This window comes from Mesorhizobium sp. USDA 3734 (assembly GCF_056279665.1).
Window position 1 is genome coordinate 3,960,107 of record NZ_JBWCCW010000001.1, and the last position, 26,785, is coordinate 3,986,891.

Sequence of the window (26,785 nt, forward strand, 5' to 3'; positions counted from 1 at the left end):
GACGGTGGCGAGGGAAGTCATTCTGCGAAGTGTATCCTCTTGGCAATTCGCCGAATAACTAGCGCAATTCCACCCTCATTGTAGACCACCGCAAGGTGAATTGTTAGTCGTTCAAGCCAGCGCCGGAACTTCTTTAAATTCAGGTGGGTTTCTCTGAGAGGTTTGACGTCTCGTGAGCGACTTTCATCGAGTTTTTTGAAAAAGCGTGCCCACTCATGGGAAACGCGAGACACATCATAGCGAGCCTTAACGTCCGCAAAGGCGTTGTTCGCCAAGTTTGAGCATCGCCTATCGGGATGTTCGATCAAGCTGATAATAGCCTCGAGCCAAGATGATCGGGCGCCGTCAACCAGCAAGCCGGTGACCGAGTCCTTCACGACATCACTATAGGGTGGGATATCAGAGTAAATTCCCGCAATACGGCAGGCGCCATATTCGCGATACTTGTTATCAGTCTTGCTGCGATTGGCTTCATGATCCACTAGAGGCGCCAGACCGATCGCCCAATTTCTCGAGGCTTGGAATCTGATGTAAGCATTGTAGTCGCCGGTATGCGGGAAAAAGCGTACACGCGCTCCGGCTAATATCCCCCTTGGAAGAACGCCAGCGAATTCAAATACTGCCTTCGGATATTTCTCCAGGATCTGCTCGACAAGGGGCGATATCAGATCCAGATCATCAACGCGTGAGGGGCTTCCCGCAAAGCCGATCCGGATTTCGTCTGTGGGGGTCGGCTGCACATCCTCAATAAGGGAAAAATCGAAAAACGTCGGCAGAACCGCGATACGGGCATTGAAATCCGATATGAACTTGGCCAGTTCGGCCGAATTGACGATCACGGCTTCCGCATGGGAAATCGCAAACTCCAGCGACTTTCTGATGATTGGGTGCTGATAGTAGGTCGCAAGCGGAGTGCTTCCTACGATCCGCCAGAAATTGTCATCAATATAATAGGCATATGGCCTCTTTGCATCGACCAGCAATTGCGTCCACGAAAGAACCAAAGGGTCCGCACATCGCACAAACATAGGAATGGTATCTGACGTAATGTCGCTGATCTGAAGATCACTCAGGAACTGAACTCTGTGGTCGACGCCATGTGCGCGACACGCCACCATGATCTGCGCAATCAGATGAGTTGTGGCTATTTCCGCTTCGATTACCACCAGGATATTAGTAATGCCGAGCACGCTGCAGTCGTCTGGTTTGGGTGATTGCATTCCGCTTGAGGCCTTCATCACAAGTTGCTGCCAACGTCGCGCTGTCGGCCAACGCACTCCCTGCGGAGCAGGAGCCAGAGTCGACAGAATCTGCAATACGGCAAAAATGCCCAACAGATCGTTCGATGCGGCAAGCCCGATATCATAGCGATTTCGGCCAATCATGTGCCCGGCAAGTTGGCGCGCGAATAGCATTCGAGCACCTCGGACGTCTCTCCATCCATGCGAATTCCGCCTGCATCGAGCCAAATCGTCCGTTTGCAAAATGATTCCAAAAGACTCGGAGCATGGCTTGCGAAGACAAGGATCTTGCCCTGCTCCATGAATTCGTACATTCGGCGCTTGGCCTTGTCCGCAAAGCGGATATCGCCCGCGCCCATCACTTCATCGATCAGCAGGATCTCGGGATTGATGCTTGTCGACACGGCAAAGGCTAGCCGTACAAACATTCCGGCCGAATAGGTGCGAACGGGATAGTCCAGAAATTCTCCGAGTTCGGTGAAATCCCCGATCTCGGGCAGTTTTTCCTCGATTTCCGCAGGTGACATGCCAAGGAGAAGGCCGCGGATGCGAATGTTATCCCAACCCGATTGGTTCATCTCGAAGCCGGTCGCAAACTCGAACATCGGGCACACATGCCCCCGCACCGTGACCTTTCCGGACGTTGGAGGGTAAATCTTCGCCATGACCTTCAGCAACGTGCTTTTTCCGGCGCCGTTGAGGCCAATCAGCCCGACCCTTTCGCCGCTTCCGATCCTCAGATTCACTTGGCGCAGCGCGTTCACGCTATAGGTGGATGAGTTTACCTTTCTACCGGTCAGTCGGCCGACCAACCAGTCCTTCAGGCCTCCGCTGTTGCGCTCGCCCTGAAAGCGGATACCCACGTCCTCGAGATTGATAGTGAGGTCTGTCAAAGCAGGAAAACCAATCGGTTGTCGAGCCGACGAGCAACGACTGCCGCAACGACCCATACGGCCAGGGTATAAAGGCCTGCAAAGACGTAATTCTCAAACAGGGGAAACCCGCCCTCAAGAATTGGATGACGAACAATATCTATCAAGTAATACAGCGGGTTATACTGATAAACGAAATCGAGATGCTTTTCCTGAAGCACTTTTATTGGGAACATAATTGGGGTGACGAAAAAGATAACCTGAAGGATACCGGCCAGCGCGAAAGGCAAATCCCTGAAGCGGGTACCAACGTATGCTGAAATCACGATATGTCCGAGAGCAGCCAATAACAGTAATACTATCCCCGGCATAGCTAGCACCCATCCCGCAATGTGGAAATTTCTAAAGAAAATCTGTACTATAATTATAGCCAAAAACCCAATCAGCAACACAACACTATATGAAACGAGGGCCCTTAAAAGATAGATTTGCTTAGGATAGGAAAATTGCTTGATATAGCCTTCAGACCCGACGAACGCTGCGCCCGCCTCGATAAATGATGAAAGCAGAAATCCCCAGATGACGAAGCCCGTGGTCAAAAAAGGTAAAAAATCGGCCATTGGCTGACCAAACATGACGCCATAGACAAAGCCGGCACCTCCCACGAAGAATGCGAGGTTCAACAGGATCCACAGCGGGCCGATGAAAGAGCGCCGGAAGCGCGCCTTGATGTCCTGAACGCCAAGAAAAACCCACACCCGCCAGAGCTTCAGTGACGTCAGGGCATCGCGGTAAAGTTGCTCAGTTGGTATCATGCCATGCCACCTCCGGTCAGGCCCATGCGGACGAGACCGTTGGAGCGACTTTCTTCGATGAAGCCGCATTGGGTGTAAATGCCAATGGCCTTTGTGTTGTGTTCCATCACCTCTAGAAAAACATAGGGCAATTTCAGGACACGTGTTCCGAAACGCACGAGCTCAGCGCACGAGCGTTTGATATAACCCTTTCCAGCCTTTTCTGGGGCAACGAGAAATCGCCCGATCTCGGCGCTTCCAGCATCACGATTTATATCGTAGATGCCGCATTGGCCGACCGGGCGGCCATCCACCTCCACCAGGAAGAAGAAATCGTCCTCCTTCTGGAGGTAGCTGTTGTACCAGGCGAGATGCCGGTCAAACGCGAGCCTGTCGGATGTCTTGAACCAGACACGCGCGTCGTCGCGGTTGCGCCAATCGAGGATTGTCTGGAGATCCCGCTCTTCCACGAGTCTCAATACAATGGTGCCGTCTCCGAAAGGGGCGATTTGCGGCTTCATTGGGCGTATTTGAGAACCAAATCGGAAATCAGATCGACGTCCGCCTTGCTCATGCGCAGATGCAGAGGCAGCGAAATGATTTCATTGCTCGCCGCTGAGGCATTAGGACACGTGCCGGCGGCAAAGGCATACATCCGGTAGTCCGTGTTGTCGCGATAATGAACTCCCGGATAGACGCCGTGCTCGTTGAGGGCAAGCATCAGATTGTCGCGGTTCCGAACCCGTATCTGGAGAAGGTGCTGGGCAGACTCACAGCCTGGCGCTGTAGGCACGACATTGACGTGATTGTGGCCATCCAGATGCTGGCGGTACCAGATCGCTAGCTGACGTCGAAAGGAGTTGTCGATGTCGAGATATTTGAGCTGGACAATAGCAATCGCGGCCATGATCGAGTTGCCGTGATATTTATGCCCGATCTCCTCGACGTCATACATCCATTTGTACGCCCCTTGGGAAGCAGTACGTGCGTAGGTATCCTTGTTGATGCCAAGCCAGGTGAGCTTGCGAACGCGCTCATCGTCCTCTGCTTCCTTGAAGCAGATCATTCCGGAATCGGCGGTTGGAAGATTCTTGACAGCCTGAAAACTGAACACAGATGCATCAGCATCACCGCCAATGTGGCTGCCGTCGACACGGGTGCCTGACATGTGTGCCGCATCAAGCACCAGCTTGATGTCGCGCGCGCGACAAATCTCCAATATCTTCTGATACTGGCCAACATTGCCTCCCATCCCGACAAATATCAGTGCCTTCGTTTTGTCGGTGATCCGCTCGAGTACACTTTGCGGGTCAAGGCAAAGATACTCGTCAACGTCGGCGAAAACCGGCTTAAGGCCAGCGTAGAGAATGGCATGATTTGTGGAAACAAACGTCAACGGCGTTGTGATGACCTCGCATTCGTCGTCCCATCCGTATTTGGACTTGAAAAGCTGAAACGCCAGGTGAAGTCCGACCGTATTTGAGTTCAGGAAATGGGCGTGCGGGAGACCCGTATAGGCCTTCCATGCTGTTTCAAATTCGGCGGTTTTGAAGCCTAGCCCGGTCCATCCTTTTTCCAGGCACTCACGGATTCCCGCAAGACATTCTTCGATGCGGAAACTCGGTACGAATAACTGAACGCTCATCAAGACTCTCCGTGACGCTGGCGGTTCACACGTTGCTGCCGTGTCCCGTCTGACCATCCAGGAGACGAGATACGATTTCTTTTGTTGATTGTTGCCATTCCGGCGCCGTCCAACCAAAGGTCGCGGTGAACTTTGCCGTAGACAACCGTGAATTGGCGGGGCGGCGCGCCTTGGTCGGATAGTCCGTCGTAGCAATGTCCCGTACCCGCGCCCAAGGGCCACCAAACAGGCGGCTTGAGTCCAGGATATGACGGGCAAAGCCACTCCAATTGGTCTCGCCTGTTCCCACCAGATGGTACACGCCAAAGGAAGAAAAGCCCAAGCTCGGATGCATCATCGCCGCCGCATGCAGAATTGCGTTGGCGATATCGAGCGCCGAAGTCGGATTTCCCCACTGATCGGCTACGACAGCGATCTCGTCGCGGTCGGCAGCAAGCTTTAGCATGGTCTTGACGAAATTTCGACCGAACGGGCTGTATGCCCATGCGGTGCGAAGAATGAGATGGCGCGGGTTTGCGGCGACCACCGCTTGTTCACCGGCGAGCTTGGAAACGCCATAGGCGTTGCGCGGCGCGGGCGCGTCGGTTTCGACATAAGAGCCAGCCTTGGTACCGTCGAAAACATAGTCGGTCGAAATATGGATGACGGGAACGCCGAGCCGCCTTGCTGCTTCCGCCACCTTGCCGGCGCCGACGGCGTTCACCGCGAATGCCAGATCGGGCTCATCCTCGGCCTGATCCACCGCCGTGTAGGCAGCAGCCGACACGACGATGTCCGGCCTCGCGGCCACAATGGCGTCGATGACGGTGTCAGGCCTTGCCAGATCGAGTTCCGGCCGGCCAATGGCGATGACCTCAACGCCGGCGCGCCCCTGGCTGGCCTCCAGAAGGCTTGCCGCGACCTGGCCCTCGCGTCCGGTGACAACGAGCCTCACGCGACCCCCTTGCGTGCTTCGCCCAGCCGCTCACCGGCATAGCGCTGCTCCCGGATCGGCCCCCACCACCATTTGTTGTCGAGAAACCAGTCGACGGTCTTGGCCAGGCCGCTGTCGAAATTCTCATTGGGCGCCCAGCCCAGGTCCCGGCTGATCTTCGAAGCGTCGATGGCATAGCGGCGGTCATGACCGGGGCGGTCGGTGACGAAAGAGATCAGGTCGCGATGGCTCTTGCCGCCTGCCCGCGGCCGTCTGATGTCGAGCAGATCGCAGATCGTCTCGACGACGCCCAAGTTTGTGCGTTCGGAATTGCCACCGACATTGTAGCTCTCGCCCGGCGTTCCCTTGGTGGCGACCAGCTCGAGCGCGCGCGCATGGTCTTCCACGAACAGCCAGTCGCGCACATTGGCTCCGGCGCCATAGACCGGCAGCGGCTTTTCATCGAGCGCGTTGAGGATCACCAGCGGGATCAGCTTTTCGGGAAAGTGATAGGGTCCGTAATTGTTCGAGCAGTTGGAAAGCACGACCGGCAGGCCATAGGTTTCGTGCCAGGCCCGCACCAGATGGTCCGAGGCCGCTTTCGAGGCGGAATAGGGCGAAGACGGCGCGTAGGGCGTCTCCTCGACGAACATGCCGCCATCGAAAGGAAGATCGCCGAACACCTCATCGGTCGAGACATGATGGAAGCGGAAGCGGCTCTTCCTGTCTTCGGGCAGACCGCGCCAGTATTCCAGCGCGGAATTGAGGATCCTGTAGGTGCCGACGATGTTGGTCTCGATAAACGTGCCCGGCCCGTCGATCGAGCGGTCGACATGGCTCTCGGCGGCGAGGTTCATGACGATGTCGATATCGTCCCGGTGGAGGATGTCGAGCACCGCCCTCTCGTCGCAGATGTCGGCATGAGCAAAGCGGTAATTGTGCGCATTCTCGATCGGCCGCAGCGAGGCCAGGTTTCCCGCATAGGTGAGTTTGTCGAGATTGGTCACCCGGTAAGCCGGGTTGGCGCACAGGTGCCGGCACACCGCCGAACCGATGAAGCCAGCACCGCCCGTCACCAGAAAATTCATGCCGCTGTCCTCATCAAGCAAACACCTCGGCGGCGGCCAGCAAGGGCGCCTTCAGGTCCTTGTCCGAAAGCTGGAATCCACCGGTCAATGACGGCCATTCGATACCGATGGCGGGATCGTCGAAGCGGATCGACCGGTCATGCTCCTGCGAATAGGTGTCGGTGACCTTATACAGGACCTCGGTGTCGGGCACGAGCGTCACGAAGCCGTGCGCGAAGCCTTTCGGCACCAGAATCTGGTTCCCTTTTTCGGCCGACACTTCGAGAGCGACCCATTTCCCAAAAGTCTTCGAACCGCGGCGAATGTCGACCGCAACGTCGAGAATGCTGCCACGAATGACGCGCAACAGCTTGTCCTGGGCCCGCGGCGCAAGCTGGTAGTGAAGCCCTCGCAAGACACCTGCCGCCGCGGAGTAGGAATGATTGTCCTGCACGAAAAGCAGATCTATGCCGGCCTTCGAAAAGCGCTCGGCATTGTAGGTTTCCACAAAAAAACCGCGCGCGTCGCCATGTCGCTTCGGAACGACTTCCAGCACGCCATCGATGCCAAGGGACCTGATCTCCAGCACCTAGCCCTCCAACAGATCTGCGACACGCCGGCGCAGATAGGCGGCGTATTCGTTCTTTCCCAGGCGAGCGGCGCGCTGCAGCACTTCATCTGCCGTCAGCCAGCCCTGTTCGAAGGCGATTTCTTCCGGACAAGCAACCTTGATGCCCTGGCGATGCTCGATGGTTCGCACGAAGGAGGAAGCCTCGTTCAGGCTGTCATGGGTGCCGGTGTCGAGCCAGGCATAGCCGCGCCCCAACCGATGCACATGCAGGTGGCCGCGCTCGAGATAAACGTTGTTGACCGCGGTGATCTCGAGCTCGCCGCGGGCCGAAGGCCGGATGGTCGAGGCGATGTCGACGACGTCGTTGTCATAGAAATAGAGACCGGTGACAGCCCAGTTGGACTTTGGATTCTGCGGCTTTTCCTCGATCGTCAGCGCCATTCCGGTGGCCTTGTCGAAGGAAACGACGCCATAACGCTGGGGATCCTCGACATGATAGGCGAACACCGAGGCGCCCTTTTCGCGCGAGGCCGCGGTGCGGCAAAGCTGCGACAGCCCGTCGCCGAAGTAGATGTTGTCGCCAAGGATCATCGACACGCTGTCCTTGCCGATGAACTCGCGGCCGATGATAAAGGCTTCCGCAAGCCCGTTCGGCTGCGGTTGCTCGGCATAGGACAAGTCGAGCCCGAACTCCGATCCATCACCAAGCAGATCGCGAAAAACCGGCAGATCACGCGGCGTTGAAATGACCAGAATCTCCCGGATACCCGCGAGCATCAAAACGCTCAGCGGATAATAGATCATCGGCTTGTCGTATATCGGCAGAATCTGCTTAGAGATAGCTAATGTTAGCGGATAAAGACGCGTTCCGCTGCCTCCAGCAAGGATAATTCCTTTCAAGAAGCTCTCCTTGACATGCCTAAGCCCCCCGGCCCGAGCTGTCCGTGCTTAGGTTCCATGCAATGGCTTGTCAATCTCGGCGCTCGACAAACGACCGGACCATGTCCGGCGCCAATCCCGGCGAATCCACTGCTCTCATCTTGCCAGAGCCGACGGCCTGACGGGAACAAGCAGATTGTCATGATGGGCCGCGGTCGACTCGCCTCTTTGGCTCAACCGTTCAGCAAAGCCCTTGTGAAAGATAATGCCATTCATATACGCAAAGGTCATCGCAAGCGCTGCGGTTCGCAAGGGATAATCAACCAGGCAATGAACGAGAAGAAACGACACTGAGAGAAACGCCGCTTTCTGCAACGGATCGCGCCGCGCCCTGACAGACGACGCAAAGAGCAATATCAAGTAAGCTGCAACCAGAAGAACAACAGGAACGCCCCCCTCCAGTGCCAATTCCAGATAATCATTGTGAGCGTGATTCACGTAGGGCTTGAAGATCATCTCTCCCTTTTCGTAAATCTGATAGACCTTCTGAAAACTGCCGAAACCCACTCCTGTCACCCAGTTCTCTTCAATTCCCGCAATCGTCGTGCGGGCAAATTCGGCTCGCCCAAAGGCTGGATCAACCACCTCCGCATCGATCTTTGTCCACGCGCCCATCGTGTAGAGCGAAAGACCGATGAAGACCGCAAGGATGCCATAACCGCCTAGCCTGGAGCGAGCAGACATAAAGACAACCGATATTACGGTGATCGCCAAGCCTATCAGAATACCGGCGCGCGAACCGGCGGCCAGAAGCAGCAACAACAGCGATATCAACCCCAGCGATCCGGACAGAAGGTGCCCACGGAATAGACCGTAATAGACGACGAAGGGAATGGAGACGAAGAGCAAAGCTGAAAAATGATTCTGGTTGGCAAACAGTCCCGCGTTGATCGTGAACGGCAACAGCCCCTCTATGGCAACCGTATCGGAGAGCGAATACTGGATCGCCGCAGCCAACCCGTTGCAGATGACGCCCATGAAAAAGAAGGGCAGAAGGCCGTAGACCTGATCCGGGCGCAGGCGGGTGACGCCCAGGAGAAATGCCGCCGCCGCCGCGAAATACAACAGACACTCGATCGTGCGCCCCACGCCGACACTGACGAAGCGCAACCGGGTTTCGTCGGCCAGCCACGGGCTCGCGAGCAGAACTTCAGGCCGCAATCCGCTCAACAGGGCCGCGGGCAGCGGCACGATCTGAAAACAGAACACGGCAAAGGCCAGAGCAAGCAACCACAGGACCGAACGGGGGATGCTTTGCCCCGATGGCCTTGAAAACACGACCGCGACCGAAACAATCGCCGCGACCTCGATCAGCGTTTCGGTGTATAGGCCACTCGCCGTGCCGCCGCCAATCAGCACCGACAGGAAAAGAACCGACCCGAGCAGGTACTTTTCCCACTCCGTGGGCCGGGTTGACCGCTCTCTCAAGATGAAACTCTTTCGATGCTCAGCTTGTGCATGACCAACGTGCCAACGTATCGAAATCGCCAGCTCTCAGCGATAGCGGCTGTTTCCAGCCGCAGCAATTGCATCGGACACGCGCTTGGTCCGATCGCGAAATCCAGGTTCAAATCCTGCCGGTTGAATGTGCCTTCAGGAATGTTTAACCGGGCTATTTCGCTTGCCGGATCTGCACATCTAATGGACCAGAACAACTGCTTTGGCAGCTTCAGGTTTCTCGCGGAGGCAGTCAGGGACATCCTGTAAGAGCCGGGAGGCAGTTCGATATATTGCTGGAGCGCGGCGTTCTTCACCGGCGTATTCAAAAATCGAACGGTCGCTCCGCTGTCGCTCTCGCCGACATCGCGCGACCCGGCAAAGGTAATTTCCAGACCGGACCGATCGTGAACCTGCCAATCGAATGGCTTGCTGCTGCGGACCGGCTCAAAGCCGCCGTTGAAAATGTAGCCACCCAGCGTCCGCTCCTGATTGGACAGACTGAAAAGGAACAGCCGATAGGCCGGCTCGTATTCCTTTTGCCTGATGTAGCCGTTGATCACGGCAGACAGTTCCTTCGATGTCGGTGGTGAACTCGATCCGGCAAGGTCAAGCAACAGTTGGTTTGCGGCGCGCAGGCCCCGCGGATCCTGACCGAGGGCGGAGAAAAGATTGGACCTCCACGGTGCCTCGATCCTTAAGGCTGCCAGGACAGCCCGATATCCGTCTGGATTTGAAAGAATGGCCGGCATGCCCGCCGCGATGACTGGAAAACGGTCCGGCCACCGGCGCAGCAAGGTGTCGATCTCGCCTACGGCCTTTGACAGATCACCTACCTCGATCGAACGGTCGATCGATCTCTGAAGCGCATGGATTTCGGTCTTGGACAGCTTTCGAGCCTGATCGAAAAATTCAAAAGCCTCGTCTTTCTCGCCTTGCCGGTACTTGATCTCGCCGATCAGGCTGTAGAGCCGGGCATCCCCGACATTGAAGTGAAGCGCGCCCCTCGCCTTGGCAGCCAAAACATCAAGATCAGGACCGCTGCCTGTTTTGTTCAACTCACCGGTAATGTCACCTATCAAGGCATCTATGTTCAACGGATCGAGCGCAAGCGAGACGGCCGGCGTTCCGGCCTCAAGGAGCCGACTTAGCCCGATCGACGAAGCCGCCAACAGCAGAACGGAGGCGACGAGCCAAACGCCTGAACGCCGGAGATTTTGCGTGAGCGGGCTGGCCTGCTCCGTCATCGACTTTGCCCTCAATTTTCGGGGTACTCGCGCCGTAATCGTAGTACTGGTAGTTCATGTATTTGTAGGCGTAGTTGTAATCGAACTTGTTGACCGCAAATTTCGACATCGCCGCTCCAATCACATTCGCACCGGCTGCGCGCAGGCGCTTGAGCGCCGTCTTGGCTGATTTGCGCGTGACCTGGTTGGTGGAAACGACCATCAACGTGCCTTCGGCAAGCCGGCTGAGAATTGGCCCGTCGGAAAGGCCGACGACCGGTGGAGCATCGATGATGACCAGATCGAAGCGTTTGCCGAGATTGGTCAAGATCAGCGCCATCTTCGGCGAAGAGAGCAGGTCGGCCGGGTTCGGCGGGATCGTTCCGGACGTCAGCACAGTCACATTAGGGTATTTCGTCGTTCTGAAAATGCCCGCCAGATCATCCTTGCGAACGGTATTTGTCAGGAGGTTGCTCAACCCCATCGCATTGTCGAGGCCGAACAGCCGATGCAGGTTCGGTTTGCGAAGATCGCCATCGACAAGCAGAACCCTTGCGCCGAGCGCAGCGAAATCCTGGCCGAGCTTGAACGAGGTGGTCGACTTGCCTTCCGAAGGTTCCGAACTGGTCACCAGCAGCGATCGCGGCGCGCCCTCCGCCCCGGAGAACTGCAGCGATGTTCGCAGCGAACGATAGGCCTCGGAGAGGCCGGATTTCTGATCGGCGATGCTGCCTATGAGCTCGCGGTCATCGACAAGCGGCAAGATGCCGAGCATCGTCAACCCCAGCTCTTTCTCGATCTGCTCAGGGTTCGTGAAGGTGTTGTTCAGCAACTCGATGATGTAGATGATCGATGCAGCCAAGGCCATGAAAAGCGCCAGAGCGATTGCAAGATTGATGCTCAGGCGTGGAGAATAAGGCGCCGCAGGCAGCGAAGCGAAATCGACAATCGCGGCGCTTTGCGTCTTGAGTTCCGAGCTAACCCCGACTTCATTCAGCTTCGCGATAAGGCTGTCATACTGTGACCGGTTGGAATCGACTTCGCGCTTCAGGATCGTGTATTTGATATTCTTGTCGTTGAAGACGACCTGCTGCCTCTCCATCTCCGCGAGCTTGGATTTGAGGTCGGCCTCCTTGTTCTGCGCTTCCTGGTATTTCAGCCGCAAGGAATCGGTTATCGCCAGCACGCCGTTGTTGTAGAGGCGCTGCAGTTCCTTGATCTGCGATTGCAACTGCTGCATTTCCGGATAACCAGGCTTCAGGATGCCCAGTTTCTGCTGATACTGGCTGGTCAGATCCGCCAGCTTTTCGCTGAGCTTCTGCAGACCTTCGCTTTCCAGAACCGGACCGAGGCTCGACCCGCGGCCCTTTTCTATCTGATCCACCACCCGCCCCGCATCAAGGCGATCCTGGATTGCCGTGGCTAGCGCGGTGTTCAGCGCTTCGATGTTCGAGCCGATCAGCGATTTGTCGTCGCCGGTAACCGTGATGCCGGCATCCTTTGCATAGGTGACCAGTTCCTCCTCGGAGGTCTGCAGCCTTTGCTTCACCTGCAAAACCTGCTCCTGGATGAACTGCCTTGCCAGATCAGAGGTCTCGCTGGTCTGGTCGAGGCGCTGATCGATAAAACTCTGCGCGACCTGATTGGCTACGTCGCTTGCATATTTCGGCTTCTGATCGACAAAGGTGATCGACAGCAGGCTTGTGTTGGTGACCAGATTGACCGTCAGGTCTTCCAGGATGCGCTTGATGGCAATTGCCTCACGCTCTTCGGGTGTCTTCTCCTCGATGGAAGGCGACTTGGACATCCCGAACGCCCGGTAGACAATATTGCTCAGCGAAAAGCTCGGCGTCGGAAACAGGAAGTCCGGCTTTTCGCCAAGCCCCAGCTGGAACACCACGCGCTGGGCCAGCGACCGGCTCCTCAGCTTCTCACGCGCGGTCAGGAAGGCCCTGACGTCGCTGTTTTCGGAAACAACCTCAATATCCTGAAAGACCTTCGCCGAAGGGACCAGAACTTCGAGCTGCGTCGTTGCCTGATATTTTGGCGTCTGCATCATGGTCACGATGACGCCGGCAATAAGCCCGGCAGCCGCCATCATAACAATCAGCCAGCGGTATTGGACGATGTAGAAAAGCAGCTTGAGCGGGTTGAACCCCTCATCCTGGCCGGCATAGTCGCGACCATAGGGACCGTAGTTTTGCGGGACGTCGTAATAGAGGTCCGCAGACAGGGCCTGGCCATGTCCGGGTCCGGCAAGTTGAGGCTGCCTGTTACGATCGAGCATGCGCGAGGTGATCCAGGGGTTGTCCGTGTCTACGGAATGACCGCAATGCGGGCAGCGCTAGAGGCGAGGCCCAGGGCATCCTTCAAATTGTTCATCGCGATTTTCGACTTCGAAGCAAAGACGACGACCACGTCGCCGCCATAGATGCGCGGGTTGCGATTCTTGCCGGCGCGGATTTCCTCGACATTGTAGTTTGCGACCAGCTTGCTTTGGCCGATATTGCGATAGACGAAGACCTTGCCGGCATCACCGACCGCATTGAAGCCTCCGGCAAGAGCGATCGCATCCAACAGGGAAGCGCTGCTGGACACCGGATAAATGCCGGCCTTGTTGACTTCACCATCGACCGTGATGCGCTGGCCAATCGATTCCTTGACGAAGATCGTCACATCAGGCGATTGCAGGTATTTCTCACCATAGGCGGTCTCGATTTCCTTCTCGAGCTGGCGAACGGTCTTGCCGGCCGCGGTCATCGTTCCAATCAGCGGGAGCGAAATCTGCCCGCCCGCGTCGACCTGAACGGTTCTGTTCAAATTGTCGACCTGGAACACGCTGATCTCGAGCACATCGTTGGCAGACAAAGGCTGCTCGCTGCCGTTCTGGGTGTTCTGCGGCGCCGGCAGATCCTTCACCACCTGCAGCGTGCCGCCGCCAGAAAGGGCCGTTGAAGACGCCGCCGGTCGCAGCACATCGACAGCACTCGTGGATGACGTCGATGTCGCAGTGTTCGCGCAAGCAGATATAGCCAGCGATGCGAGCAACGCAGACATGGTGCCTGTATAACGTCTTGCAAGATCGAAAATGCCCATCACAGGGACCCGCTCTTGAACAGCCGGCCAAATCCGCCGAAACGGCCAACACTGCTGACGCTCGACTTTTTCGCACTCTGCTTTCCAATGGGCACGAGCGGCTGATTCTGCAATATCGCGTCCGGGCGTTTCACCGCCATATTGTAGGCCTCATCTTCCCCACACCGGTTCGCGATGGCGACAACCGCCTGCGAAAGCCCAGGGCGCCGCCGGCCGGCGCCATGCGTATCCGAGGCGATAATGTCCACCCTGCCCTCATCGAGCAGCTTTTCCGAGAAGGAGAGCGCCGAACGTCCGAACCCGCCTATCACCGAATCAGCCGTCAACTGGATGAGGCAGCCTAGCGCATTCAGCCTCTCGATGACGTCGTAATTCGCCTTGATCCAGGTCAACCGTTCTGGATGGGTGAGGATCGGCACGAAGCCGGCCCTGATGCAACGGCCAGCGAGATCTTCGAGCCGTGGCGGCAGGATGTGATGTGGCGGTTCGAACAGGAAATAGCGGGATCCGTTCAAGGTCGGTACGGTGCCAAGCGTCAGTCGATCGGGAAGATCAGGCGCAACATGAACATCGGCACCGACGTACAGGGCAAGCGGTATGGCAGCGCGCCGAAGCTCCAGCTCCAGGGCCTGAACTGCCTGGGCAATGTTCGGCGTGGCGTTCCTATAGACGCCCGGCATCACATGTGGCGTGCATGCCATATGCGTCGTGCCATCGGCCACTGCCAGCCGCGCCATCTCCAGCGACTCTGCGAGGTCAGGAGAACCATCGTCGAGGCCAGGCAGGATATGGGAATGCAGGTCGATCATTGGCGTTTCTGGCTGCGGGGAGGGAAAGCCTCGCCTCGACAAAATGCAAACGCGCCACCCGCATGAAGGCGAATGACGCATTCGACAAATTTACACAGAACAGCGGGTGTCGGCTCCCGACTACCGGCTGACGGCGTCATCGTCGTCCTGCAGGCCGATAACAAGGGCTGCGGCGCCACCAACCGCGGCGCCACCCAGCAGAACCGGCAGCATGCCAGGCTCAGAGTTGGCAGGCACGACCGTCGCAACTGGCGCATCAAGCGAAACACAGATGCCGCCTTCGACAGGGTCGACCTTGACCGTGGCGTTGGCTGGAATATCGAATGCGCAATTGGTGCCGACAGCCAGCGAAGCAAACGCCTGCGCCCCTGTCATGATGCGCGCGCCTGAATATATCAGCGCCTCGGTACCCACCCCCGCATAGCCGCTGGCCTGGGACATCTGAACATCACCCTGGACCTGCGTAAGACGACCAATCGCCCCGGCGAACGCGGGCACGGTCGCGAGACAGGAACAAGTTTGCTGAGCGATAGCCTGAGGCGTGGCAAACAGGACGCCTCCTGCAACAAAAGCGAAAATAGCCCCGAACCGATGACGACTCGCCATTTTACCCCACCCAAACCGCAACTAACCCTCTTGGGACGAATCACACCCGCTCCACCCCAAGAAATAGAGCGATATGGTTAACGAACTCATCAAACCCGGCCCGGCGCCGGTCAGTCCAGTCCAGACAAGCCCACCGTCATGGCGTCAAACACCGCCATCTCCGTCAGCGGCTGACGCCGTTGTCGTCGTCCTGCGTCGCCGCCAGCACCCCAGTCGCCAGAAGCGCCCCAGCGAAAATCGCTTCCGGCGGACCGAATCCACCGCCTCCACCGGAGGGCTGGATGGCGGCCGTTTGCTCGGAACCAACCAGCTTGAGGCAAATGTTGTTGCCGGCGCGGGAAATATCGAGGCTCGAATTGGCCGGGACCTCCAGCTTGCAGCCGCCAACCAGGACAGAAGCCACGCCGTTGGCGCCAACCACCACGCGGCTGCCGAAATCGAGCGCGTTTCCAGCCTTGGCCGGGCCATAGCCAGCCATCTGCGACACCATCACGTCGCCGTCGGCGGAGCGGATGGATCCGATTGGATTTACCGGGCCTTGATAGGCGGTCGCGCAGCTGCACGAGGCGTCCTGGGCGGACGATGAAACTGGACCGAACCCGATTGACGCGACAAATACGGCAAGTGCAGTTTTAACCACAAGGTTCATCTGTCTTTGATCCCCTCTTGCTGCATCATTCAGACGCACCAATTCAAAGATAGTAAATCAGCGAGTACCAGTTTTTGGCCACAATTCCAACCCGTTTCGCGCGCGCGAGGCAATTTAAGCTGATGCGTGCCCGTCCGAGGACAGTACTTTAGCCAAATCGCATTAATAGTTTTCGACTACCTGTCACAGGTTTCTTATTATCGGGCCCAAAACTGGGATCTCCTTTCCGCGGTGACTGGCTCGATAAGATTTGACCAAGCCGTGCGCGCCAAACCCTTTTCGTCAAAACCACCTAATATATTGAATTATCGATACATTTTTCGGCCCATATCTTCCTCGACATACCCAAATACCCGACCCCAAGAACCGACATTACCCAATAAAGGACCCATAAATACCCAAATGCGAAAACCGGTCAGGCTGGCGTCAGGGCAGATCCACTCATTTCTCCGCAAGGGCACCCAGTCCGTACTGAAAACCCGTTCAGCAAGACTTGTACGTTGCACCGGCCTGAACCGGCTGCCCGCAAAGAACTCCGCCTTGCGTGAGCATAGTGGCCAAGTCTTCCCCCTCGGCCGTCAAGCACTGCACAACGAGGGTATCGCCAAACCTCGAGGCGATCTTGCCGTCGCAAGGCGTGCCGGCACCGACGGGTTTGCAAGTCAAGATGAGCCCCTGGTAGTCCCGGCGCGCTGCTTCCGTCACCAGGGCGCGCATCGCCTGGGGCCTGGAAAACGCCGCGCCACACAGCAGGACCTTGCGACCGCCGACGCGGAGATCGTCGATCGAGGGAATGGCGAGCTTGCCGTCAAACGGCTTGGGCACAGCGACCGGCCTGGCGGGTGGCGGGCTGCCTCTCTGCATCACGATGATGCCCAGAAAGCCGACGCCAAACAGAACAGTTGATATGACAAGGAACACCATGCTCCTGATTGACAAGACCGTCCTCCGTCCGACCCCGCGAGGTCCGTTCACTCATTTCGCCGCGAGGCCACCCAGCTTCTCTATCTGCCGCATGTACTTCTCGATGACGATCGTTTCCGAAAATTGCCGCTCGACCTTGTTTCTGCTCTCCACTCCCATCCGATCCCTGGATGCATCGTCCATCATCGCAAACTCGATCATCTTGCTTGCCAGATCACCAGGGTCCCTCACCTTGCACAGGAAGCCGTTGACGGCATGGTCCACCACCTCCCTGCATCCGGGCACGTCGGTCGCGATCAGCGGCTTGCTCATGGCAGCCGCCTCGAGCAGCGAGCGCGGCGTTCCCTCCCTGTAGGAGGGCAAGACGACACAATCGGCGGCACGCAGGAAAGGCCGCACATCGTCTGTGGAGCCGAGATAGTCGACCAATCCTTCATCGACCCATTTTTCCACCTGCTCGCGACTGACGGCGGTTCGGTTCTCCACATCGAGAAAGCCGAGCAATTGAAAGCGTGCACCGGGCAGTTCCTGGCGAACCAGACGGGCCGCCTTGATGAACTCGCCGACGCCCTTGTCCCAGAGAAGCCGGGCCACGAGAAGAAACACGATCGCACCAGACCGGGTGCGCGCCTCGGACGACGGGACAAAGCGCACGAGGTCGATGCCGGAGCCAGGCAAAAGCGCGGTCTGATCCTTGCGGACCAGATGCGCATCGACGAACAGCATCCTGTCATCGTCATTCTGAAAGAAAACCATTCTGGAACGAGCGAGCGCCACCCGATACAAGGCCTTGGCAATTCTGAGCAGCGGACCACCGCGGACGAATGCCGTCCCAAGCCCGGAAATGTTGTTGATGACCGCAATGCCACTCAGATTGGCCGCGATGGAGCCGAACACATTGGGCTTGATCGTGAAGCCGACAAACGCCAACGGTCTCTCACGCCGCAAGAGACGCCAGTAGCGCCACAGAAGAGCCATATCCCGCAACGGCGACGTGCCGGAATTGTCCATTTCGAGTTCGATGTAGCGGCAGCCCATGGCCGATATCAGCGAAGAATACTCGTCTCTCGGCGCCACGACGACGACGTCATAGCCATGGCTTCGTAACGCCTCGATCAGACCCTTGCGGAAATTGACGACGTTCCAGGACGTGTTTATCGAGATGACAATCGTGTTGCGAACAGCGGGCATCATCTCTGGCCGCCCGGATATGACGAAGGCGCTCCCAACAGCATATCCGCAAATCGCCCGGGCGATCTTTCCGACAAGGTCTTTGCATACAAGGTCGACCGATCGCCGCCGTGAACGACCTTCAAGAGTGCATCCGCAATTTCGGACGCGCCAAAGCCGGCTGAAATCTCCAGGCCGGACAGCATGTCCAGATCTCCCGCACAAGGCGTGGTGACGATGCCGGGAACCCGGCAAGCCATCATTTCCAGAAGCACGTTTGGAAATCCCTCGGCCGAGGACGTGAGCAGGCCGGCACGCGATGCGCGAAACAGCGGAAATGGATTGTCTCTCTGGCCGAGCAGATTTACGCGCGAGGCTAGGTCAAGCTTGCCGGCGCAGGCTCTCAGGTCCGCTTCCAGGGGTCCAGCGCCAATCATGGTAAGTTCATAATCTTCGCCGGTCCTTCGCCTGACCTCGGCGAGCACATCAACCGCGATCGTCGGGCATTTCACCTCAATTAGCCGGCCGCACCAAACTATCTGCGGACGGCGGGAAAATATCCTGGCGTCGCTCCCCGACAATGTCTCAGCGGACATTTTGATGATGAGATCTTCATCGACCGGATTTGGCAAAGTACGCAGTTTATCGATTGCTCGCCGGGGCAATACGCTACGCAGGCGTTCATTCATGTAGCTCGTTTGTGCAACAACCATGTCCTGGCTGCCATAGGCAGCGTAGAGCGCCCTGTAAGCCAGTGCGCGAGGGCCTTTGAAGCGATCCAGAAGTACCGTGGACTCGCGAGCGACCAGCCTGCGGCTTCGAAGAACTCCAACACTTCGGGCGGCAGCCAGGAACGAATTCACCCGCGCGTGACTCGAGAACACCAAATCGTAGCGATGCCGGATCAGTCTCGGGGCGAGCAAAAACTCGCTCATGGCCTTGCCGCCGCCAAAGCCGTAACTGCACCGAATTCCATCCTGGTATGATCCACCGGCTTCCCCTGCGGCCTGGCCACCCAGGAAGCCTATTTCGACGTCCCAGTCGGGCCGGCTCGCGAGTGCACGCGCAACCAGCTTCAGGATGGTTTCGGCCCCACCTCTGATGTCGAGCGGAATGGCGATCAGCGCGAGCTTCCCTGTCATGAGCCGCAAGGTTTCACTGTTTTCGCCGAAAGACATAGGCGTAGGTCTCGGCAGCATCCTTGCCGAGAAACAGGGCCGAAACGCCGAGCCAGATGCGCCAGGCGAGAAAAGCCGGCACGAAAAAATAGAAATAGGAACTCTTCCAGAACAGACGACGCTCGATGAGTTCCAGGCCGTTCCGTTTTGCGATTGTTTCGACGTCACTGGGCAGGCACTTGTCGTAGAAAGCCGGAAACCCGTCGTGCCCCTTGCCCTTTTCGGGATAGATCGCAAAAAGCAGCCGTCGTTTCAGCCCTTCCGGCAGAACCCGATTTAACCTGGCGAAAACAGCGTTGCGCGAGGGCGAGAAAATGGCAACCACGCCTCCCGGCTTCACGCAACTGGCAATGCCACGCAAGGCGCCCTCACCGTCACGCACGTGTTCGAGCGTCGCCTGACAAATCACAACGTCAGCATCGCCCCTCCCCTCAAACGAGGTAAGGTCCGCCTCGATCTCCTCGTCGTATGTGCCATGCGGCGCTTTCGACAACTCCTCCGCGTCCAGGTCGAGACCAACGACAAAAAGCCTCAGGCGCCGCTTCTCCAAGAGGCTGACGAATGGCCTGGCACCCCCGCCAAGATCGTAAACCCGCGCGTTTGGGGTAAGCAAGGGAGGTGCTATCTCCTTCGCAAAGGTCCGGTTGCCGTCGATGCGAAGGCGCAACGGCAGAGCCCTGTCGAGGAACTCGGACATGGCCACGTTCGCGCGAACAAATTTTCGCAATATCGACACTGCTTCACCGTTAATTTCGTTCGCCGATCTGTGCCCATTCGCGCTCGACATCCGCGCTATATCCTCTGAAACACATAGAGCCGTGTATGATGCGAAAATGGACCGAGCAACCGATCGGCGGCAGCCCGTAAGCCCCTCAGGACGCCGTTGCTGCTGTCGTACCAGGCCTGCATCGGCCTGGCGAAAAATGTCTCGTCCTTCAACCCCTTGAAGCCGCCCCTTGGCCGCGACTCCAGAAGCTTGAAGCCGTGCTGTTCGAATCTGGACACGATCGAAGACGGCTCAAGGACGAACTGGTAAAAGCCGGCCTGTTCACCCGAAAACCTGGGATAAAGACCCATTCTGGCCTTCAATCTTCTGAGAGGAGAAATGCTTGGCACCGTCACGAAGGCAGTCCCTCCCGATCGGATGATGCGCCTCATCTCCAAGAGGATCTCGTCATACCCGTCGAAGAAGTGCTCGATCACTCCGAGAGACCACACCGCATCGAAGAATTCGTCCCCGAAGGCAGTTGCCCGAACGTCTCCAACCGTCACCTGCAAATGCGGCGCGACGCGATTCACCATCCGCACGGTCTTCCGCGCAAAGTCGATTCCATGGGCGGAAAAGCCTGCCTGATGCAGTCCATAGACCGTATTGGCCAAGCCACATCCGGCGTCCAGAACCCTGGCCGGTCCTGTCAGATATCGTTTGGTCGTTTCGACGACAAAGCGATCCGGTCTCAAGACGATCCCTTCGGCCCAGTGGGAATCCCAATAGTCGTCGTCGGCTACCGTGCCGACATGGACGATGCGGCTGTTCTTCTCGTCATAGAATGCTCGCTTCTCATTCATTCCCGGCATCCGACCCGGCCATCGAAAAGGCTCGCCGTGTTGCATCCGGCCCGTTGTCGGCAATCACGCTCCTCAACGCGAAAAACGAACAAGCCGCGGCTATGACATATGCGGACAGAAATGCCATTTCGCTGCCAAGCGGCAGCCGCCACCACAGACTCAATGCCGCCAAACAGCAGCAAGCCAATGCTCCCATCGCGTAAGAATAGGTGAGCGTCATTGCCCTGCTCGAGCGGAGTGCAAACGGATCGATGACCACCTTCTTCGTCCTGTTTATCAGGATGGCGCAAGAAACGACCGCAAAGACCGCTGGATCAAATGACCTCCCCAGCCATCCGGACGCATAGCCGGACAAAAACAGACCAATTACCCCCACGGCAGACGCGACCGCAAAAATCAACGCAATGGCCGCCCCCTCGAACAATCCGCGTCGAAACTCCCTGATGTTTCCACTTGCGGCACTGAGAAATGCCCGCGGCACGAACACGAAGCTGGCCACGTTCATGAAGAAGCCGACGGACCGTTGCGAAAGATCGACACAATACGAGAAGACGCCGAGATGGGCCTGAGAGCCAAACATCAAAATGATGTATCGAATGCCGACAAACACGCCGCTCTCGGCCAGATTGCTCAACACAAATCCCCAGCCCGTGGCCAGCGACCCGCCAAGATAGGAAAGGCGAGGCCGCCTCAGAGTCATCGGCCCCAGGAAAGCAAATGAAATCAGCGCTCCGGCGAAGTAGCTGAGCGAAAAGGCTGTAAGGGCGGAGCCCACTTTCGCATTGCCGACGAGCAGGACTACAGCTCCCGCCTGGTATGCGACAGCCTGGCCAATCGCCGACCAACCGTATGCCCATAAACGCAGCTGGGACCTCAGTATCTCTTGAAATGCGGTGTGCAAGCCGAATGAAACAATGATGGTTGCGGCAACGACATTGCTAAACCCGAACCACGCCAGCACCAATCCGGCCAGGACAACAAACAAGGCCACAACAGACAGGGCGGCCAAAATAGACGACACGTACTCTCTGCCCAATCCTGCCGCGTGCATTTTTGCCGAAACCGGCATTATGGAATAAGTCGTAACTCCAAAAACAAGCGTCGAAATAAATGAAACGGTCACGATCGTCGTGCTGAAAATACCATATTGACCGACTTCCAGCTGCCTCCCAATGTATAGCAGAGTCACTATATTGAGCAGACCAGGGACAATTCGTATTATGATGGATTCCAAAAATTTCCACAGGCTGGCTCTTTTCATGAGATCACCCGTGTGAATGACCTCTTGAGCAGGAATGGAAAACTCAAGGCACCAAAGCCCAAGCAGCCAAGGACCGCCTTGCCCAGGAACCGAACCGACCGATACCGTCCAATCCAGAATGCTCTGATGTAATTCAAGTTCAGCAACAACATCGGGTAGGCATTCTGCCGCTGAAGATGCCGAACGCTTGCTGTCATCCCCCCCGGCAAATACCTCTTTCGCCCGATATCGACGTCGACACAAATAACATCGTATTCGATCGCCAATCTGGACCAGAGAAGAGATGTTGGAATACGGCGGAATCGCCCTGCGGGAGGCACGGCGACCTGTTTCAGCAAAGGCGTCCTGATGATCTCCTTCTTGTCGCCGACCACACCTTCGTCGGCCCGCATCTTGATCAGGTTTGTGCGCTCTGACGGAAACCGGTTTGCTCTCACATCTGATTCACTCAGAACCATCGAGAATACAAACCCGGCAATCCTCTCGTCGATACTTTGCTCGGAGAGACGCTCACAAATCTCGGGCAAGCGATCGGTGAAGAGATCGTCGTCATCGTCGAAAATCATGCAATAGTCGCCAGTGGCCGAAGCGATCGCCGAAAACATTGCGACCCCTCTACCGCCATTCGGACCAGAGGTGACCACCAATCTGGTATCGCGAGACGCGATTTCCGCAAGCACTTCGCCTGTCCCGTCGGTCGAGCCGTCGACATGGACACATATCTGCAATGGGCATTTCACGCGCAACAGCGCCTGAACCAACGCGGCAACGCGATCCCGCCGATTGAACGTGGGGATGCAAACGCTCAATAACGCCTGGGACTGCAATGGATTGCAGACTGCCTGTTTGCGAGCCGTATCGATTCCATCTCCTCCTGGTTGCGTGGTCATGGAACAGGGCTATGCGGGGATCAGCCGGGAGACAGGCTTATCCCCGCCCAAAATACGCCTGGTACCACTCGACAAACCGCGCGACACCCTCGATCACTGTCGTCGTCGGGCGGTAGCCAACCGCCTGCTCCAGCGCCGATGTGTCGGCAAAGGTATCGGGCACGTCGCCGGGCTGCAGCGGCAGCAGTTCGACGATGGCTTTCCTGCCCAGCGCTTTTTCCAGCGCCTCGACATAGGCGGTCAGCTTCACCGGGTTGTTGTTGCCGATGTTGAAGATGCGCCAGGGAGCGCTGCTCGTGGCCGGATCCGGACGGCTGGAGTCCCAGGCGGCATTGCCCGCGGCCGGGCTGTCGCTGGCCCGCACGACGCCTTCGGCGATATCCTCGACATAGGTGAAGTCGCGCGTGTGGTTGCCGTTGTTGAACAGCTTGATCGGCTCGCCGGCAAGGATGTTCTTGGTGAACAGGAACAGCGCCATGTCCGGGCGCCCCCAGGGGCCATACACGGTGAAGAAGCGAAGCCCGGTCGTCGGCAACCGGAACAAATGGCTGTAGCTGTGCGCCATCAGCTCGTTGGCGCGCTTGGTCGCGGCGTAGAACTGCAGCGGGTGGTCGGCCGGCCGGTGCTCGGAAAACGGCATGTCGGTGTTGGCGCCGTAGACGCTCGAGGTGCTGGCATAGGTCAGGTGCGCAACGGCGCTGTTGCGGCAGGCCTCGAGCATGTTGGCATAGGCGATGATGTTGCTTTCGACATAGGCGTGCGGGTTTTCCAGGCTGTAACGAACCCCGGCCTGGGCGGCGAGATGGATCACCCGGTCGAATGCGTGATCGGCAAAGCAGCGATCGACAACACTTCTGTCGGCGAGATTGCCGCGGATGAAATGATAGCCTGCGTTGGTCTTGCGGCTCGCCTCCTCCAGCAGCCGCAGCCTCGCCTCCTTGATCCGCGGATCGTAGTAGTCGTTGACGTTGTCGATGCCGACAACCTCGTCGCCGCGCTCCAGCAGCCGCTTCGTAACGTGATAGCCTATGAAGCCGGCAGCGCCGGTGACCAGAATCTTCATCAGAAGCGCCCATCCGTAACATGCCTGGGGAACAGACCCTTGATGTCGTAGATCACGCCCGGGGTCTTGCAAAGTGCCTGCAGGCCGTCGACGCCAAGCGCGCGGAATTGCCTGTGGCCGACGGCCACGATGACGCCGTCATAGCGTTGGTCGGGAATGTCCTTCATGCTCGTCACACCGAAGGCGCGCGCGCATTCCTGCGCGTCGACCCAGGGGTCCCAGATGTCGATGCCGGCATTGTATTTCTTCAATTGGGCGACGATATCGGCGACCTTGGAATTTCTCAGGTCCGGACAGTTTTCCTTGAAAGCCGCGCCCATCACCAAAATCCGGCTGCCGACGACAGGTATCCCCTTGCGCATCATCAGGCGGGCCGTCTGATCCGCCGCGTGCTGACCCATGCCGTCGTTGATACGGCGGCCGGCAAGAATCACCTCCGGATGATAGCCGAGTTCCTGGGCCTTGTGGGTGAGATAGTAAGGATCGACGCCAATGCAGTGACCGCCGACAAGACCCGGCGTGAAGCGCAGGAAGTTCCATTTGGTGCCGGCGGCTTCCAACACTTCGGACGTATCGATGCCCAGCTTGCCGAAGATCAGCGACAGCTCGTTCATCAGCGCGATGTTGAGGTCCCGCTGGGTGTTCTCGATGACCTTGGCCGCTTCGGCGACCGCAATGCTCGAGGTACGGTGCGTACCCGCCGGCACGATCGAGGCATAGAGCGCATCGATGGCTTCGGCCGCTTCCGGCGTGGAGCCGCTGGTGACCTTGACGATCGTCTGCAGCCGATGCTCGCGGTCACCCGGATTGATGCGCTCGGGGCTGTAGCCGAGGAAGAACCCGTCATTGTAACGCAGGCCCGAATGTTTCTCGATCAGCGGCGCGCACACCTCTTCCGTGCAGCCGGGATAGACAGTCGATTCGAAGATCACCACCGCGCCCGCCGAGATGACCTCACCGACCAATGTCGATGCCATGATCAGCGGTTTCAGATCCGGCCGGTTGGCCCTGTCGATCGGCGTCGGCACCGTGACGATGAAAATCCCGCAATCGCGCAGATCGGCCTTATCGGTGGTGAAGCTCAGCCGCGTAGCAGCATCGATCTCATCGCTGCTGGCTTCCAGCGTATGGTCTTCGCCACGCTTCAGAGCGTCCACCCTCGACTGGTTGATGTCAAACCCGACGACATCCCTGGTGGCGCCGAAGGCAACCGCCAGCGGCAGACCGACATAGCCAAGCCCGATGATTGCTATTTTCCTGGAGGCGAGATCCATCTGCTTCCTGCGCTTGCTATTCCAGAGTCGTGCTTCGCCTTGGCTATCGGGCGCCAAAGCCGGTAAGCATCGTTTTCATCGTCTTGAGAGTTATCAAAACATCCAGCCACGGCGAAAAGTTCTTTATGTAATAGAAATCGTAGTGCAATTTTTCCATAACATCATCGACGGCAGCCACATGCCCTTGATTTACTTGTGCCCACCCACTTATACCTGGTCTTACGATATGCCTGTAGCGGTAGAATGGCAGCTCCGCCTCGTACCACTGCGACAGCACGACAGCTTCCGGCCGCGGTCCGATCCAGCTCATTTCGCCACGCAGGATGTTGATGACCTGCGGCAGTTCGTCGATCCTGAATTTTCGCAGGAAACGACCAACGCGGGTGATGCGATCATCGTCGCGCCTGGTGATCGCCCTCTCCTTGTCGCTGCCGGCGTCAACGTGCTGTCGCATCGAGCGAAACTTGTAGACCGTGCAGATCTCGCCCCGGTAGCCCATGCGTTGCTGCCGAAACAGCACGGGACCCTCGGAGTCCAACCGGATCAGCAGCGCTATCAGCGCCAGGACAGGGGAAAGAACGACAATCAAGACAAGCGCGGAGACCCAGTCGGCTGCCTGCTTGATCTTGAGATAGGCCTGGTTCGGATTGAGTGAACCAAGCGTGTTCTCCGACAGATGCTCGATCTCGACCCGACCCGTCAGCGACTCTCTGACCTGCTTGACGTGGTATACGGGCGTTCCCGAAAGGGCCCGATCCGCAATATATCGTTCCCACTCGGCACCAAGATCAGCGCGCAGATCAACGACCACGCCGCTGGCTCTCTCAATGATGGTGTTGGTCGACTTGATCCAGAACCAGTGCACCCCCGGTAGCGTCTTGAGGCGCTCGACATCTCCGCCGGGAACCACGACGAGCCGGTACGGATCGAGACGCCGCGTCAACAGGCTCAGGCCGAAATACCAGAGCGTGGACTGGGTGAAGCTGGCGGCGGCCTGAAACCGGCTGTACTCGAAACGGAAAAAGAAAATGGTCAGGAAAACAGCCCCGTAGGACAGGGCAAATGTCGGCAAGATGTAACTGGCCGCGGCCACGCCCGGGAAATTTCCGATGCGGCGATAGGAGAGGAAGCCTGCAAGATGCGCAATCGCAGCGGCGGTCACCGTCACCTGAAGGTTGGCCGAATAGATAAACTCAGGATTGAAGACGATCCGGATAATCGCCGGCGCAAAAATCGCGAATGTCAGTCCGCCAAGCAGCTGAAATCGAATCCGGAACAGGAAATGCCGACTTCCGACAATAGTCGACGCTGCGACATTCAACGCCTTGCCCTTCCCCCGAAGTTGCCGTGCAGGCGATGGGCCATTTGCGAGATGCGCGTGGCTTGCCCGTTCGTTTGTTAGGCGAATCAGGCATCTCGCCTTCGGCGATTCGACACAGTCGAAGACCAAGGGCTACGACAGTGCGGCTGCACCAGCAAGCATCTATTTCACGTCAACGATTGGTGGAAGTTTTGATCAACAGCATTGTTTGATTCTATGGAAAAGCCGGCCCTAATAGGCCGGCTTACTGGACATCATCATTGAAAATAT

26 protein-coding genes are annotated in these 26,785 nt (G+C 57.6%); all 26 read right to left on the reverse strand.

What is annotated here, in order from left to right; translation table 11 throughout:
* Window positions 1-17 precede the first annotated feature (17 nt).
* Window positions 18-1,415 carry a glycosyltransferase family protein gene (locus ACZ89F_RS19430; protein WP_476093603.1) on the reverse strand — a complete coding sequence of 466 codons (1,398 nt, stop codon included), beginning with the start codon at window positions 1,413-1,415 and terminating at the stop codon, window positions 18-20.
* Complete coding sequence (locus ACZ89F_RS19435; RefSeq protein ID WP_476093605.1) at window positions 1,382-2,134, reverse strand: ABC transporter ATP-binding protein; 753 nt, start codon at window positions 2,132-2,134, stop codon at window positions 1,382-1,384. The genes ACZ89F_RS19430 and ACZ89F_RS19435 overlap by 34 nt, the downstream gene beginning before the upstream one ends.
* Window positions 2,131-2,928, reverse strand: coding sequence for an ABC transporter permease (locus ACZ89F_RS19440; protein WP_476093607.1), 798 nt, complete (start codon window positions 2,926-2,928; stop codon window positions 2,131-2,133). The genes ACZ89F_RS19435 and ACZ89F_RS19440 overlap by 4 nt, the downstream gene beginning before the upstream one ends.
* A complete protein-coding gene (locus ACZ89F_RS19445) occupies window positions 2,925-3,428 on the reverse strand; it encodes a GNAT family N-acetyltransferase (RefSeq protein WP_476093608.1) in 504 nt (167 codons plus the stop codon). The genes ACZ89F_RS19440 and ACZ89F_RS19445 overlap by 4 nt, the downstream gene beginning before the upstream one ends.
* Window positions 3,425-4,552 (reverse strand): DegT/DnrJ/EryC1/StrS family aminotransferase, encoded by a 1,128-nt coding sequence (locus ACZ89F_RS19450; RefSeq protein ID WP_476093610.1) that lies wholly within the window; start codon window positions 4,550-4,552, stop codon window positions 3,425-3,427. Before ACZ89F_RS19450 ends, ACZ89F_RS19445 begins: the two co-directional genes overlap by 4 nt.
* A 25-nt stretch (window positions 4,553-4,577) precedes the next feature.
* Window positions 4,578-5,486: a dTDP-4-dehydrorhamnose reductase gene (gene rfbD / locus ACZ89F_RS19455; protein WP_476093611.1), complete on the reverse strand. Its 909-nt coding sequence runs from the start codon at window positions 5,484-5,486 to the stop codon at window positions 4,578-4,580.
* Window positions 5,483-6,553: a dTDP-glucose 4,6-dehydratase gene (gene rfbB, locus ACZ89F_RS19460; protein ID WP_476093613.1), complete on the reverse strand. Its 1,071-nt coding sequence runs from the start codon at window positions 6,551-6,553 to the stop codon at window positions 5,483-5,485. The genes rfbD and rfbB overlap by 4 nt, the downstream gene beginning before the upstream one ends.
* 13 nt (window positions 6,554-6,566) lie before the next feature.
* Window positions 6,567-7,121 (reverse strand): dTDP-4-dehydrorhamnose 3,5-epimerase, encoded by a 555-nt coding sequence (gene rfbC / locus ACZ89F_RS19465; protein ID WP_476093615.1) that lies wholly within the window; start codon window positions 7,119-7,121, stop codon window positions 6,567-6,569.
* On the reverse strand, window positions 7,122-8,003 hold the full coding sequence (rfbA, locus tag ACZ89F_RS19470) for a glucose-1-phosphate thymidylyltransferase RfbA (RefSeq protein WP_476093616.1): 882 nt from the start codon (window positions 8,001-8,003) through the stop codon (window positions 7,122-7,124).
* Between the two features lie 135 nt (window positions 8,004-8,138).
* Window positions 8,139-9,470 carry an O-antigen ligase family protein gene (locus tag ACZ89F_RS19475; protein ID WP_476093617.1) on the reverse strand — a complete coding sequence of 444 codons (1,332 nt, stop codon included), beginning with the start codon at window positions 9,468-9,470 and terminating at the stop codon, window positions 8,139-8,141.
* The gene (locus ACZ89F_RS19480; protein ID WP_476093618.1) at window positions 9,467-10,726 is read right to left on the reverse strand and encodes a tetratricopeptide repeat protein; all 1,260 of its coding nucleotides are present in this window, start codon (window positions 10,724-10,726) and stop codon (window positions 9,467-9,469) included. Before ACZ89F_RS19480 ends, ACZ89F_RS19475 begins: the two co-directional genes overlap by 4 nt.
* On the reverse strand, window positions 10,614-12,992 hold the full coding sequence (locus tag ACZ89F_RS19485) for a GumC family protein (RefSeq protein WP_476093620.1): 2,379 nt from the start codon (window positions 12,990-12,992) through the stop codon (window positions 10,614-10,616). Before ACZ89F_RS19485 ends, ACZ89F_RS19480 begins: the two co-directional genes overlap by 113 nt.
* Window positions 12,993-13,021: 29 nt before the next feature.
* A complete protein-coding gene (locus tag ACZ89F_RS19490; RefSeq protein ID WP_476093622.1) occupies window positions 13,022-13,681 on the reverse strand; it encodes a polysaccharide biosynthesis/export family protein in 660 nt (219 codons plus the stop codon).
* A 119-nt stretch (window positions 13,682-13,800) separates the two neighbouring features.
* Window positions 13,801-14,610: a tyrosine-protein phosphatase gene (locus ACZ89F_RS19495; RefSeq protein WP_476093623.1), complete on the reverse strand. Its 810-nt coding sequence runs from the start codon at window positions 14,608-14,610 to the stop codon at window positions 13,801-13,803.
* 120 nt (window positions 14,611-14,730) lie between these two features.
* Window positions 14,731-15,051 carry a hypothetical protein gene (locus ACZ89F_RS19500; RefSeq protein WP_476093625.1) on the reverse strand — a complete coding sequence of 107 codons (321 nt, stop codon included), beginning with the start codon at window positions 15,049-15,051 and terminating at the stop codon, window positions 14,731-14,733.
* 328 nt (window positions 15,052-15,379) lie between these two features.
* Window positions 15,380-15,694: a hypothetical protein gene (locus ACZ89F_RS19505; protein ID WP_476093627.1), complete on the reverse strand. Its 315-nt coding sequence runs from the start codon at window positions 15,692-15,694 to the stop codon at window positions 15,380-15,382.
* Window positions 15,695-16,348: 654 nt separating this feature from the next.
* Window positions 16,349-16,804 (reverse strand): hypothetical protein, encoded by a 456-nt coding sequence (locus ACZ89F_RS19510; protein ID WP_476093628.1) that lies wholly within the window; start codon window positions 16,802-16,804, stop codon window positions 16,349-16,351.
* A gap of 36 nt (window positions 16,805-16,840) precedes the next feature.
* Window positions 16,841-17,983: a glycosyltransferase family 4 protein gene (locus ACZ89F_RS19515; protein ID WP_476093629.1), complete on the reverse strand. Its 1,143-nt coding sequence runs from the start codon at window positions 17,981-17,983 to the stop codon at window positions 16,841-16,843.
* Complete coding sequence (locus ACZ89F_RS19520; RefSeq protein WP_476093630.1) at window positions 17,980-19,137, reverse strand: glycosyltransferase; 1,158 nt, start codon at window positions 19,135-19,137, stop codon at window positions 17,980-17,982. The genes ACZ89F_RS19515 and ACZ89F_RS19520 overlap by 4 nt, the downstream gene beginning before the upstream one ends.
* On the reverse strand, window positions 19,115-19,924 hold the full coding sequence (locus ACZ89F_RS19525; RefSeq protein WP_476093631.1) for a class I SAM-dependent methyltransferase: 810 nt from the start codon (window positions 19,922-19,924) through the stop codon (window positions 19,115-19,117). Before ACZ89F_RS19525 ends, ACZ89F_RS19520 begins: the two co-directional genes overlap by 23 nt.
* Before the next feature lie 5 nt (window positions 19,925-19,929).
* The gene (locus tag ACZ89F_RS19530) at window positions 19,930-20,769 is read right to left on the reverse strand and encodes a class I SAM-dependent methyltransferase (protein ID WP_476093633.1); all 840 of its coding nucleotides are present in this window, start codon (window positions 20,767-20,769) and stop codon (window positions 19,930-19,932) included.
* Window positions 20,699-21,967, reverse strand: a complete 1,269-nt coding sequence (locus ACZ89F_RS19535) for an MATE family efflux transporter (RefSeq protein WP_476093635.1) — start codon at window positions 21,965-21,967, stop codon at window positions 20,699-20,701. Before ACZ89F_RS19535 ends, ACZ89F_RS19530 begins: the two co-directional genes overlap by 71 nt.
* Window positions 21,964-22,857, reverse strand: a complete 894-nt coding sequence (locus ACZ89F_RS19540; RefSeq protein WP_476093637.1) for a glycosyltransferase family 2 protein — start codon at window positions 22,855-22,857, stop codon at window positions 21,964-21,966. Before ACZ89F_RS19540 ends, ACZ89F_RS19535 begins: the two co-directional genes overlap by 4 nt.
* Window positions 22,858-22,894: 37 nt before the next feature.
* Entirely contained in the window at window positions 22,895-23,920 is a 1,026-nt protein-coding gene (locus ACZ89F_RS19545; protein WP_476093638.1) for an NAD-dependent epimerase, read from the reverse strand.
* On the reverse strand, window positions 23,920-25,194 hold the full coding sequence (locus tag ACZ89F_RS19550; RefSeq protein WP_476093640.1) for a nucleotide sugar dehydrogenase: 1,275 nt from the start codon (window positions 25,192-25,194) through the stop codon (window positions 23,920-23,922). Before ACZ89F_RS19550 ends, ACZ89F_RS19545 begins: the two co-directional genes overlap by 1 nt.
* Window positions 25,195-25,237: 43 nt before the next feature.
* Window positions 25,238-26,515, reverse strand: coding sequence for a sugar transferase (locus ACZ89F_RS19555; RefSeq protein ID WP_476093642.1), 1,278 nt, complete (start codon window positions 26,513-26,515; stop codon window positions 25,238-25,240).
* Window positions 26,516-26,785: the final 270 nt, after the last annotated feature.